This is a genomic window from Streptococcus sp. IMAU 99161 (genome assembly GCF_014435245.1).
Taxonomy (GTDB): domain Bacteria; phylum Bacillota; class Bacilli; order Lactobacillales; family Streptococcaceae; genus Streptococcus; species Streptococcus lactarius.
The window spans coordinates 135,157-148,342 of sequence record NZ_JAAPAW010000004.1 but is presented as its reverse complement, the minus strand read 5'-3'; the positions used below and the strand labels follow the sequence as shown (position 1 = coordinate 148,342).

General features: G+C 41.9%; 12 protein-coding genes. 2 read left to right on the top strand and 10 right to left on the bottom strand.

Features of this window, described 5'->3' with window-relative positions; genetic code table 11:
- Positions 1-3 precede the first annotated feature (3 nt).
- The 9 genes from HA044_RS01970 to HA044_RS01930 all read right to left on the bottom strand — a co-directional run bounded on the left by HA044_RS01970 (position 4) and on the right by HA044_RS01930 (position 9,910).
- Positions 4-783, bottom strand: coding sequence for an ABC transporter permease (locus HA044_RS01970; RefSeq protein WP_187538775.1), 780 nt, complete (start codon positions 781-783; stop codon positions 4-6).
- Positions 780-1,715 carry an ABC transporter permease gene (locus tag HA044_RS01965; RefSeq protein ID WP_187538774.1) on the bottom strand — a complete coding sequence of 312 codons (936 nt, stop codon included), beginning with the start codon at positions 1,713-1,715 and terminating at the stop codon, positions 780-782. The genes HA044_RS01970 and HA044_RS01965 overlap by 4 nt, the downstream gene beginning before the upstream one ends.
- Positions 1,716-1,728: 13 nt before the next feature.
- Positions 1,729-2,460, bottom strand: coding sequence for a class I SAM-dependent methyltransferase (locus HA044_RS01960; protein WP_187538772.1), 732 nt, complete (start codon positions 2,458-2,460; stop codon positions 1,729-1,731).
- Positions 2,460-3,236: a class I SAM-dependent methyltransferase gene (locus tag HA044_RS01955; RefSeq protein WP_187538770.1), complete on the bottom strand. Its 777-nt coding sequence runs from the start codon at positions 3,234-3,236 to the stop codon at positions 2,460-2,462. Before HA044_RS01955 ends, HA044_RS01960 begins: the two co-directional genes overlap by 1 nt.
- A 413-nt stretch (positions 3,237-3,649) precedes the next feature.
- Entirely contained in the window at positions 3,650-4,366 is a 717-nt protein-coding gene (locus tag HA044_RS01950) for a DUF554 domain-containing protein (protein ID WP_187538768.1), read from the bottom strand.
- Positions 4,367-4,388: 22 nt separating this feature from the next.
- Entirely contained in the window at positions 4,389-6,053 is a 1,665-nt protein-coding gene (locus tag HA044_RS01945) for a MutS-related protein (RefSeq protein ID WP_187538766.1), read from the bottom strand.
- A gap of 3 nt (positions 6,054-6,056) precedes the next feature.
- Positions 6,057-7,400: a CapA family protein gene (locus HA044_RS01940; RefSeq protein WP_187538764.1), complete on the bottom strand. Its 1,344-nt coding sequence runs from the start codon at positions 7,398-7,400 to the stop codon at positions 6,057-6,059.
- Between the two features lie 516 nt (positions 7,401-7,916).
- The gene (msrB, locus tag HA044_RS01935; protein ID WP_187538762.1) at positions 7,917-8,852 is read right to left on the bottom strand and encodes a peptide-methionine (R)-S-oxide reductase MsrB; all 936 of its coding nucleotides are present in this window, start codon (positions 8,850-8,852) and stop codon (positions 7,917-7,919) included.
- Between the two features lie 122 nt (positions 8,853-8,974).
- Positions 8,975-9,910, bottom strand: coding sequence for a dihydroorotate oxidase (locus HA044_RS01930; RefSeq protein WP_187538760.1), 936 nt, complete (start codon positions 9,908-9,910; stop codon positions 8,975-8,977).
- Positions 9,911-10,217: 307 nt separating this feature from the next.
- Here HA044_RS01930 and gdhA point away from each other — a divergent pair, with 307 nt between their 5' ends.
- Positions 10,218-11,564 carry an NADP-specific glutamate dehydrogenase gene (gene gdhA / locus HA044_RS01925; protein WP_187538757.1) on the top strand — a complete coding sequence of 449 codons (1,347 nt, stop codon included), beginning with the start codon at positions 10,218-10,220 and terminating at the stop codon, positions 11,562-11,564.
- 265 nt (positions 11,565-11,829) lie between these two features.
- Positions 11,830-12,147, top strand: a complete 318-nt coding sequence (locus tag HA044_RS01920; RefSeq protein WP_187538755.1) for a hypothetical protein — start codon at positions 11,830-11,832, stop codon at positions 12,145-12,147.
- 69 nt (positions 12,148-12,216) lie between these two features.
- Here HA044_RS01920 and HA044_RS01915 read toward each other — a convergent pair whose 3' ends face one another.
- Complete coding sequence (locus HA044_RS01915) at positions 12,217-13,065, bottom strand: mechanosensitive ion channel family protein (protein WP_187538753.1); 849 nt, start codon at positions 13,063-13,065, stop codon at positions 12,217-12,219.
- Positions 13,066-13,186 lie beyond the last annotated feature (121 nt).

Below are 13,186 nucleotides of genomic sequence, written 5' to 3'. Positions count from 1 at the left end.
ATTTCACTCCTTCGTCTGTTGAATCCAATTATGAATCCCGTTAAACATAATAATCGTTATCGTAATCGCAAGTCCTGGAGCAATCATTAACCATGGCGCTTGTTCAAATGATAATCTTCCCTCATTTAACATCGCTCCCCATTCTGGTTGAGGAACTTTCACTCCTATTCCTAAAAAAGATAGTGTTGCTAAACTTAAGATCGTACTTGAAATATTGACGATCATATAGGTCACTAATGGTCGTTGAATATTTTTTACAATCGTCATCATCCGATACCATAATGGAGCTCCTTGCATATACATCACTGTGACATATTCTCGAACTTTAATTTTACGAATTTCTCCTCTTGTTAATTTGGCATAATAAGGTAAATAACTGATGACAAGAGCAATGATCCCATTTCTTAACCCTCCACCTAATACTCCAGCTACCGTAATAGCTACGAGTAAACTAGGAATGGCCAACAAAATATCAATAATACTCGTTACGATTGTATCAATCCTCCCACCAAATATCCCTGCTAGTCCCCCTAAAAGAATGCCTCCTAAATAAGATAAACCAACAATGAAGAGAGAAGCTCCAATCGAATATCTAGCTCCTACAATCACTCGAATAAAAATATCTCGACCAAAATCATCCGTACCAAACCAATGACTAGAACTTGGTGGACTTAACACATCTTTGGCATTCATCGTTTCGTAGTTTAAAAACAATGTGCTCCAAAGTAGTAATGCAAATACTAAAACAATAATTGCAATTTGCCATTTTCTCTTATTTGTCATGACAACTCACCGCCTTTAATACGGGTATCTGTCCTATTTTGTATTCCATCAGAAATTTGAGTAAGCACTAAGTATAAAAAGCTAATCGAAACTACAATCATTTGTACGAGTGGATAGTCTCTTGAACTAATACTATCCATTAATAACTTCCCAATTCCTGGCCAATAAAAAATGGTTTCTACTACAACGACACCCGCCATTAAAGAAGCAAACGATAATAAGATAATGGTTACCATCGTAGGAAAGATATTTTTCAATAAATGTCGTCGAAATATTTTTGACTCATCTATTCCACGGTAATAAAGCACTTTGACATATTCCTGTTGTAATTCTTGTTCTAATAAGGCTGAAAATTGTTGAATAAATTTTGCACTCATTGGAATAACAAGCGTTATAACCGGTAATATTAAACCACTCCCCCCTTGTTTAGCTAGTAAAGGAACCCATCTTAATTGAACGCTAAATACATACATTAAGAAATAACCAATCACGAAAGACGGTAATGACATGTTGAAAAATAGAATCAATTGAAAGAGTACCTTTACAATCCGATTTTGGCATCGTACAAAAAATATAGACAAGGGGATGGAAATTCCTAGTGAAACCATTAATGTTATCACTGCCAATTGAACCGTATTCATAACTGCTGGAATCATTAAATTCTTAGTTGGAATATCTGATATTAAACTCTTTCCAAAATCACCTTGAAGAAATTTAAGGAGCCAATTTCCATATTGTACAAGTAAAGGTTGATTCAGCCCCATTTCCTCACGCATCCGTGCAAGAGCATCTGTAGAGACACGACCTGTTCCAACAGACATTTTGACAGAAGCAGGATCACTAGGTGCCATATGAATCAGTAAAAACACAACAAATGATATGCCGATAAATAATACAAATATCGTTAAAATTTTTTTCAATACATTAAACATCCACTGCAACTCCTTACTTTTTAGCACAAAGCAAGAATAAAGGTGTTGGATTATAAAATTCATCTTTTTCAAGATAAATCCTTTGGCTAATAGATCGATCAATTTGCAGAAAGTCAACTTCTTGACTTAATAAATATTGTACATCCCATTGAGGCCGTACTTCACTTGAAATCACTAAACTTCTTTGAATCATTTCGCATTCTGTTAAAGTTTCTTGACTTAATTGGTAATGAGCATGATGCTGCGGTAAATGACTCGTATCCGTCATACTCGAAGCACCGTAATTTCCATCAATATTAATGAGGTTTCCACCCTTTTTTAAAACTCGAAGCCATTCACGATAAGCTCTCGGAACATCCGGCAATGTCCAAGTGACATTTCTTGCAATCACGATATCAAAGCTTGCATCAGCAAATGCTAGATTTTGAGCATCCATGACGAAGAATTGCGCATCAAACTTTTCTTGTTCAGCAAAAACAGTAGCTAAATGAATCATTTCCTTTGTTAAATCGATTCCTATTACTTCATGTCCCATTTGACTGAAAATTCCTGTAAAGAATCCTGTTCCACAACCAATATCTAAAATTTTTAACCGTTTCTTTTGTGGTAAATAGTTTTCAAATTCTGTAATCCATCTATCTTTTAATGGACTATGAAATTCTCTTGTTCGTTGTTCAAGGAAAGTGGAGCTTCGCTTTGTCCAATAATTTTCTACCCGTTCCTGTATATTCTGATGATTTGTCATCACGCGTCCCCCTTTACGATTTTGATACAAAACATTGGTGTTGCTCCATAATTTAATTGTTCTTCATAATCCCACACTAAATCGCCAAAATTTTCTTCCGTCTCTACGAAGATCCCTTCCAGTGAAGAAAAATATTCTATATCCCATTGCGGTCTTTGTTGATACGTCAAAGGTAATTGCTGAACAATCCAATCCATTTTTTCCTCATCAATATCTTCGCCTTGCCAATAATCTTCTAACTTCTCTTCAATAGCTTTTTTGCGTTTTTTTTCAAATTCTTTTTCTAATGCTTCATTTTGAAGAAACGCATACCAATTTGCATCAAAAACTAATAACGTTCCATTGGGTTTCAAGACTTTTAACCATTCCGAATAAGCTTGTTGTGGATTTTCTAAATTCCAAGTTAAATTTCGACTCACAATGATATCAAAACTTTCTGGTTTAAAATCTAAATTTTGGGCATCCATTTTCATGAGTTGGATACTTGAATTGTCTTTGCCGTATGTTTGAATATTCTCTTTGGCAATTTCTAGCATTTTATTGGAAACATCAATACCAGTTATAGTTGTATAACCTAATTCTTCTAAAATAATTGTAAAAAAACCAGGCCCTGTTCCTATATCTAACGCTTTTAGATTTCGATTAGCTGGTAACAATCGTTTCAATTGTTCTTTCCATTTTTCTCTTTGAGTTCCCTCTAATTCTTTTCTATTCACTTTAGAATATCCTGTGTAGCGATGATTCCAATAGTTTCGTATTTCTTCTAACAGGTTCACATTTGTTACTCTCTTTTCAACTTACTTATTAAATTTCTGTTACAATTTTACCAAAAAGCATTTGAATTAATGTTAACAAATCATCACATCGAAAACTATTTTTTTAATGCAACGTATGTTAACAAAAAAAGAATTCCAGATTAAATCTAAAATTCTTCTTAACTCATCATTTTTATCGTCATTATTCTTCTTTCAAAATCCAATGTTTGTTGCACTTCAGATAGCTATTGCAATTAGCTTGATCATATCCCATTTCCCCTTTATCTTAGATAAACGTCAAATTTCAATCCTTTCTTTAATTTTATCACATTTAAAGTCAATCCTCTCCTTTTTCGAGTTCTTCCATTTTTCTCATAAGGCTACGAGGACAATTAAAAAAGCTAACCGACCCTTACCGGTTAGCTGCTATTTTTTTAACCAACAAAGGCCCAAATCATGGCAATCAGTACTGCTGGAAGGAGATTGGCAACCTTGATTCGTTTGCCCCAGATGAGGTTGATCCCGACACAGAGAATGAGGCTGGAGCCGACCAGTGACAGATTCGAAAGGGCTTGTGGTGTCATGATCGGTGTGATCAAATGGGCCAAAAGCGTGATCAAGCCCTGAAGGATCACGAGTGGGACCACCGCAAAGATCGCACCCTTTCCTTTTGAAACGGTCAAGACTAGAACGATAACCATATCCAGAATCGCCTTGGCCAACAAGGTCGAAGTGTCGCCTGTCAAGCCATCCTGGACAGCTCCGACCACCGCCATAGCCCCGATACAGATGGTCAGGGCCGTGGTCATAAATGCATCGACAAAACTGGTATCCCCTTGGTTGCCCGTCTTTTCCTTCAGCCAGGTCCCGAGGTGCTCCAAGCCCTCCTCAATCTTCAAGAGCTCCCCGATAACGGTCCCGAGCACTAGACTCAGAATCAACATCATACTGCCGTGACTTTCCACATGACTTCCATGCACCACCAGCATCTTTTCCAAGGTCCCTGCAATACCCAAGACAAAAACAGCAACTCCTGTCACTTTCAGAAGGGTCTCATGAAAATCTTCTGATAAACGTTGACCGATGAGCAGTCCTAAAAGCCCACCAAATAAGACCCCTAGGGCATTATAGAAGGTCCCTAAACCGACCATTTACAAACTCCTTCATACATTTTCATTCTTTTTCAATTTCTTTCAAAGACCAGCGCCCCGTCTCTTCATACTGGTCAATCAAGTCCTTGGCTGTTTGCGTGATCTCCTCTGGATAATGCAAGCTTTCTAGAGTATTGACCGCATTCTTGGTTACGGCTGATCCTGGCTTGATCTGGTAGTCAAAGACGATCTTGCCATCCACATAGCGACTGTCAAAATGGTAATTATCATTGACCTCACCAGATGCCGCGACCAGCTCAATATCATGGCTGGAAATCATGTAGAGGCAGTTTTGGGCAGCCAACCAGCGGACAATTCCAAGGCCTGATCCGATCCGCTCGATGGTATTGGTCCCCTTAAAGAGCTCGTCAATAAAGAAATAGTGAAAACCAGGCTCGTTTAAATGCTGAATCATACGCAAAATAGCTTTACTTTCGGTGATGAAGTAGCTATCTCCAACTTCAATATCGTCGCTCACATCCATAGCCGTTAGAACATGACCATAAGGGAGGGCCAATCTTTCTCCATAAGCAAAGCCCAGCCCTTGAGCCAGAATAGCATTAATGGCAACCGTTTTCAGATAGGTAGATTTCCCAGACGCATTGTCCCCACTGATGACCATATTTTTTTGAAAATGCACATCATTGGCAATCGGATTAGACAGCAAGGGGTGGTAGAGCGTCTCGCCCTCAATTCCACCTGTTTCCGTAAAGACGGGTTGGCAGACTACTTCCAGATCCCGTTTGTGGCGCAGGAGACTAATCGCTACCTCCATCTCTCCTAGGAGATCCAAAAGCTCCTGGGCCTCTTTTTGATGGGCTTTCACCTGATTGTAAATGTAGACCTGAGCAATCTGTGGAAGCAAAAAGAGGACGTTGAGGTAGAGGAGAATAATTTCCATCTCCGAAGTCCCCGTTGGACTCTGCAAGATGCTGGCGAGGCTCCGTGCTTTCTTAAAGGGTTTAACTGCCTGCTTGACTTCTTCTTGTTGTGGCAAGGCTAGGTGACTCAAGCGTTCTGCCGAAGCAAAGATGCGGACCAGGTAGCTAACATTGTCCAGACGGATTTTATTAGACCAATTGCGCAAACTTGAAAAGACGATATTAAAGACCACACTGATCACCAAGAGGGTAATCGCCCCAACTGGCTCAAAGGGGATGACAAAGAGACAGAGGATTGGAAGACAGGCCAAGGCTATGTAGAGGGGCAAACCTGCATAATGCTTGCCGGGATTTGCGACAATGCTTCGCGCCATGTTGTGGTTCTTCTTGCCCAGTTGGTTAAAAATAACCTGGACCTTGAGCCGCAAATCGGGATGCTCTTCAAAGAAGTCTTCTAAGTCATGAAGCTGATCCTGGGGGTGGAATTCCAGCAGGCGCATTTTTTGATAGAGAGCTTCTGCCCCAAGGCTCGATTGGGTGTAATTGAGCTGATCAAAGACAGCGTCCAAAGCCAAATCATGCCAAGTCTGATCATCCACTTGGCTATCGATCGTCCTTCCCTTAGCTGGATAAGCCAGACTGTCTATCAAACTTTCTTCCGTGTCTTTCTTACGAAAGAAAGTCGCACCGTCCCAAGCTTTTTTCAGCTTTTGCCTGAGGCGGATAGTCGTCAGAAAGTTGGTTACCCAAATCACCACGATCATGCCTAGAATCCCAAGTGGGATCCAGTTCACATTTCCTTCCATACTCTATTCCTTTCCACTCTGAGGCCAGTCCAAGTGAACATGTTCCTTCATTTCTCGGTATGCCGTGTCCACTCTCTCCTTGGTCTCTTCATCTAGCTTATCGCGGTATTTGCCACCTTTGATAAAATCTTCCAAAATATAGGTCTGGTACTTGTACAAGTCATAGCCTTCAGGAGAATAGGTCCCCTTCGGAGTTCGACTAACCCAAGTTGGATGAGCAGTAGCCGTCTTAATTCGTGTCTTGCGTCCAACCTTTTCGATGGTCACATCCATCAAGACCCCTCGCTCTGTCCATTGGGCAGTCTCCACGTCCTCCATGGTTTCCAGACGCTGATTGGAGAGGAAATTCCCCATCGAGTAAATGATCAGCTTGTTTTGGCCATCTTTATTGACCACTTCAGCAGGCTCTACAACATGGGGATGTCCGCCAAAGACGATATCAGCGCCCCAAGAAATCATCTTATGGTAGAGCTCTTTTTGCTCTTCTGTCGGCTCCAACTGGTACTCAACTCCCATCTGGGGCATGACAATGGTGATATCAGCCTCTTGCTCCGCCTTTTGGATCTCCGCCTTCATCCGTTCTTCATCCAGGTCAGACAAGACATTTGCTTGCTCCTCTGGAGTGAGGGTCGTTTCCATCCCATTAAAGCCGTAAGAATAGGCTAGAATAGCAATCTTGATGCCATTCACTTCCTTGATCACCAAGGGGGCTTGCCCTCTCTTTTCATGCGTGTAGACACCGACAGGTGTGATGCCTGCATCTTCAAAGGCCTTGGCTGTCGAATAGACCCCATCTAGGCCTGAATCCAAGATATGATTGTGCCCCAAATCCATGACATCATAGCCCGCATCCTTGATAGCTTGTACGACTTCGCTTGGTGCATTAAAAAGGGGATAACCTGCTAAATAATAGTTGGGATCGATTGTTCCTTCAAAATCGCCCAAGGCCAGATCCGCCTTTTGTAGCCAAGGTTTAACATACTCATAATTTTCATGAAAATCATAGCTTCCATCTTCTTTTTGTGCACTCATATAGACCAGATCATGGTAGAGTTGGTCTCCATTCGCCATGATCCGAGCTGTATGAGGAATCTGATCAGCCGGTGTTGTTGCCTTGTACACAACTTCCGGTCGTTTCGTCGCAGTGATCGGAAAGCCTTGGAACTTTTGTACCCAAAGGACGGCGTTTGCAGCCATAAAAACGACGGTCAAGAGTACATAGACAAACTGTTCATTGGTCAGCTGGATCCTTGAAAAGAGACGATCAAAAACCCAATCAAAGGCAGCCGATAGCTCTTTCCCTATTCTTTTGATGGTTTGCTTCGCTTTCTCCCACTTCTCTAACATTCCTACCTCTTCTTCGCATTTGGTTTTTCCAATGATCCGCTAACAGATTAAGCTGTCATTGAACTACTTTCTCTTCATTGTATCACAATTTTTATGAAGAGAAAAAAGAGAGTGGGACAGAAATCGGTCATTCGTTAGAATTCGATTTCGTCGTCCCACCTCCGCACAGTTGAGTAGGGCTATAAAAGCTGATGAAATCAGCGTAGTAGAGCCCACTCAACCACTGCGTCTTGCTCGACAATCCAAAGACAATTGAGAGGCTAGGACTTTTGTCCCAGCCTCTTAAATCATTGGATGGTAAAACAATAGCTTCGTCACACCAAAAAACATCATAATTCTCTATACTAATGCAAGCATCTACTGAAACTTTCCGCTGTGAGAAAAGTGCCTGAAACAGTGATGTTTTAGGCACTCGGAATTATTGAGACCTTAGGCTCAATAATTAGTCATGGAACTTCGTAGAAGTTCGCTGACGTCCATACTCACCTAAGGAAAGTTTCTAAGATGCTTTTTCTATTATTTCAAAGCCTTTAACAAATAACCATAACCTTCTTGTTCCATCTCTTCTTTTGGAATAAAGCGCAGAGAGGCTGAATTGATACAATAGCGAAGACCACCCTGGTCTTTTGGACCATCGGTGAAGACATGGCCGAGATGGGCATTGCCGGAGCGGGAACGAACTTCGATCCGCTCCATTCCGTGGCTATGATCCTGGTAATAGTGGACAACGTCTTTGGCAATGGGACGGGAAAAACTTGGCCAGCCACAGCCAGACGCAAACTTATCCTTGGCAAAAAAGAGAGGCTCCCCCGTCGTAATATCCACATAGATCCCCTCTTCAAAGGTCTGATCATAGGCATTGTGGAAAGGACGCTCTGTCGCACTTTCTTGGGTAACTTGGTACTGCTCAGGTGTTAGTTTCGCCTTTAAGGTTTTTTGATCTGGTTTCTGATAAGCCGCCGGATCAATCAAAGGTTGGTCTGCATCTGTCACATCGATATGGCAATAGCCCCCTGGATTCTTCTTGAGGTAGTCTTGGTGGTAGTCCTCCGCCAAGATATAGTGGCGCAAGGGTTCCAACTCAACCGCGATTTTGCGGCCCAGTTGCTTCTCTTCTTCCGCAAACAGGTGGGCGATTTCTTCACGATCTGCCTCGTCTGTATAATAGACACCGGTTCGATATTGGCGACCTCGATCATTTCCCTGTTTGTTAACGGACAAGGGATCGATCACACGGAAATAGTAAAGCAGAATAGCTCGTAAGGTGATCTTCTCTGGATCGTAGACGACCTGAACGGTCTCTGCATGATCCGTTTCCTTGATCAGTTGGTAATTGGTCGTTTCTACTTGTCCATTGGCATAGCCCACTGTCGTCAGTTCTACACCAGGGATCCGTGAAAAATACTCCTCCAAGCCCCAAAAACAGCCGCCTGCTAGATAAATTTCTGCCATCTTTTTTCCTCGCTTCCTGCATTCCCTACAAGGAACGCTTGACATTTATTAGCTCCATCATAATCCAAGAGCCTCAGATTTTCAAGGATTCTGCCTGCCCCCTCCATGAAAACAGCTAAGATTTAGTCAATGTAGTGCAATTTCCCACGGAAGTCTTCCAAGCTTTGGTAGCCTTTTTCTTCCATGATAGCTTTGAGCTCAGCAGTGATGCGTTCAAAAGCTCCCACTCCTTCTTTATGAAGCGTGGTTCCGATTTGCACCATACTAGCCCCACATAGAATATGTTCAAAGGCATCACGACCGGTCAAGACACCACCAGTCCCTATAATTTGAATTTCTGGTTTTAAGCGTTGGTAGAAGGCATGGACGTTAGCAAGGGCAGTTGGTTTGACATACTCACCACCAATTCCTCCAAAACCATTTTTTGGTCGAATCACAACGGTTTCATCCTCAATGTAGAGACCATTCCCTACGGAATTGACACAGTTGACAAACTTGAGCGGGTATTTGTTAAAAATCGCTGCAGCTTGATCGAAATGAACGATATCAAAATAAGGGGGTAATTTGATACCAAGCGGTTTGGTGAAATAGTCAAAGACTTCTGACAAGATGCGATCGGTCGTATCAAAGTCATAAGCAATCTGAGGTTTTCCAGGAACATTAGGGCAAGAAAGGTTCAGTTCTGTCAAGCCTTTAAAGTCGCTGTCTTGCACCTTTTTCAAGATAGTATGGGTCTCTTCTGGAGACATGCCGACAAGAGATAGGAAGAAAGTCCGATCCGGATCGGTTTCTTGCAACTCTAATAGGTAATCCAAATAATAGTCCAACCCTTGGTTGGGTAAGCCCATGGAATTGATCGAGCCAAGTGGTACATCATGATAGCGTGGTTCGGGATTTCCAGCACGGAATTTCAAGGTCGCAGTCTTGGTCACAAAGGTCCCAGCAGCCGAATTCTTCACTTCCTCCAACTCTTCCTTTGTCATACAGGCCACTCCTGCCGCATTCATCAGGCAGTTGCCAAATTCAAAACCAGCAATTTGTGTCTTTGTTGATACCATCTTGTACTCCTTTACGCCAGACCCAAACAGAGACGTTTGGGAGGATCAATTTTCTTTCTTTCATTATACCATTCCTTGGGAAACTCTGGAAAATCAAAGCCAACATTTCTGTTAAACATTCGGACTTTCCAGCACTTCTAAAGAAACTAACAAAATTTTCAGAAAATTCAACTTTTTTCTTTACAAGCCGAAAAAAGTCTGTTATAATGATCCACGTAATAAAACATGACATTGTTTGTCAATTGTCTCAAAACCACTCCCTTCAAGGGGTTGCTGGTTTTCGTTTCATTCACAAAGGAGAATTAACATGACAACTGCTAAAGAATATATCCAAAGCACTTTTGAAACTGTAAAAGCTCGTAACGGCCATGAAGCTGAATTCCTTCAAGCTGTTGAAGAATTTCTTGGTACCTTGGAACCTGTATTTGAAAAACATCCTGAATACATCGAAGAAAATATCTTGGCTCGTATCACTGAGCCCGAACGCGTGATTTCTTTCCGTGTTCCTTGGGTAGACCGTGAAGGAAAGATCCAAGTTAACCGTGGATACCGTGTTCAATTCAACTCTGCTGTAGGTCCATATAAAGGTGGTCTTCGTTTCCACCCAACTGTTAACCAAGGGATCTTGAAATTCCTCGGTTTCGAACAAATCTTCAAAAACGTCTTGACTGGCCTTCCTATCGGTGGTGGTAAAGGTGGATCTGACTTCGATCCTAAAGGAAAAACAGACGCTGAAGTGATGCGTTTCTGCCAAAGCTTCATGACTGAATTGCAAAAACACATCGGACCTTCTCTTGATGTCCCAGCTGGTGATATCGGTGTGGGTGGGCGTGAAATTGGTTACCTCTATGGTCAATACAAACGCCTTCGCCAATTCGACGCTGGTGTCTTGACTGGTAAACCTCTTGGTTTCGGTGGTAGCTTGATCCGTCCAGAAGCAACTGGTTATGGTTTGGTCTACTATACAGAAGAAATGCTAAAAGCAAATGGCGACAGCTTTGCTGGTAAGAAAGTCGTTGTCTCTGGTTCTGGTAACGTTGCTCAATACGCAGTTCAAAAAGCAACTGAGCTTGGTGCAACTGTTATCTCAGTATCTGACTCAAACGGTTATGTGATTGACGAAAACGGAATCGACTTCGATCTTTTGACAGATGTGAAGAACAACCGTCGTGCTCGTTTGACTGAGTACGCAGCTGAAAAAGCAACAGCTACTTACCATGAAGGTTCTGTATGGACTTACGCTGGTAACTACGACATCGCCCTTCCATGTGCGACTCAAAACGAAATTGATGGCGATGCTGCAAAACGTTTGGTAGCCCAAGGTGTGAAAGTTGTTTCTGAAGGAGCAAACATGCCAAGTAACTTGGAAGCTATCCATGTTTACAAAGAAAATGGTGTCCTTTACGGACCTGCCAAAGCTGCTAATGCCGGTGGTGTTGCTGTATCTGCTCTTGAAATGAGCCAAAATAGCCAACGCCTTTCATGGACACGTGAAGAAGTGGACGGCCGTTTGAAAGACATCATGACCAACATCTTCAACACAGCAAAAACAACTGCAGAAGCATACGGACTTGGCAAAGATTACTTGGCCGGTGCCAATATCGCTGCCTTTGAAAATGTCGCAGATGCGATGATTGCCCAAGGTCTTGTATAATTATTAGATAATTTCTTTCCGGCCTTTGGGTCAAAAGCTTCCTAACTCCTGAAATCTTGCCTTTCAGGAGTTTTTTTGTAGCTACTGATTTCTGTTAGGGCAATCGGTCTCAAGCGAGGAAAGCCATTGTTAAAGAAGGAAATCTTGACCATCATTCGTGATAAGATTTGAGCCCTGAATTTTTTTAAAAAATTTTATTTTTTTACTTTACCCCCTTGCATTTTGAATAGATTAGTATTAAACTATAGCACAAGGAGGTGCGCTTATGTTTCTAATCTCTCAAAACGAATATTATTCCATTGAACATACCAAATCGGAACTGATCAAATTGCTGTCTCAAATGCGGCAAGAAATCGCAGCGAGTCGCCAATCTCAAACAAGCATGGCTTGTAGCCATATTGAATATTGTTTAGAGCATTTACGCAATGCCAGAAGCACTATCGCTGTCAGCCTCCCGGTCAAATCACTTGACCTTGAGATCACCTCCATGCTTGGACAGCACATCCTGGTCCTACCACCAGAAGCGCGCAAAAGCTGGGACCAAGTCAAAACATTGACCCATCAGTATGGTCATTTTAAATAGAAAAACTAGCAAAAAAAGGGAATGCGACAAAACGAATCTTCTACAACATTCGTTCTGTCACACTCCCTTTTAGTTTAGGCCATTTTTACCAGTTGGCAAATTGATGCCTGCTTCCATAAGAGCATCGTGATAGAGTTTATAATAAGTGTGGTAGACAGTGGTTTGGGTACCATTTTGAGCGGTCATAGCAATGCGGAAAGAATAACGACCATTTTTTTCGATCTGCGGTCCAATAATGGTCGGACCTGTCAATACTTCTGGATGGTTTTCCTGCTCTGCTTGATTGACCTGAGTGATGACTTGGTAAATCTTGTCAAGATCTGTATTGGCATCCAGTGGAATATCGACCAGCACGCGCATATCCCCGCGCGAAAGATTGCTGACGACGGTAATATTCCGATTCGGAACAAAGTGGAGTGTCCCATCAAAATCGCGAACCTGGGTCGTCCGAATCCCAACACTGCTGACAATCCCAGCAATTTTGATAGAACCGTTGGTCAGGCGAACATTATCTCCTACATCTAGCTGCCTTTCCAAAAGAATGAAAAATCCATTGACCAAATCTGAAAGAAAACCCTGGGCTCCCATCCCAATAGCGACCCCAGCGATTCCCGCACCGGCAAGCAAACTCGAGACTGGAAGACCTAAAATCGACAAAATCCAGTAGATCAAGATGAAATACAGACAGTAGTTTAAGAGGCTCTCCACCAACCGTAGAATGGTTTTTTGGCGTGCTTCATCCTGCCCAGCATATCTAAAGGAAGGAGCTAAAATCCTCTTGACCAGGCTGTGAATCACCTTTTTGGCGATATAAAATAAAAGAAGGACAAAAAGGAGTGAAATACACTTAGAAATCACTTCATCAGCGATTCTTGTCCAGTCGATGTTTTGAAAATACCGTTGAAATACTTGACTCATGAATACCGTTCTCTTTCTATTTCTGAATACTTTGATTATACCAAATATTCGGATTTTAGGCCATTTTTTCTAAAACACATTGCTTTTGCAGGCTGTCTAATGTATAATATTTCTTAATATT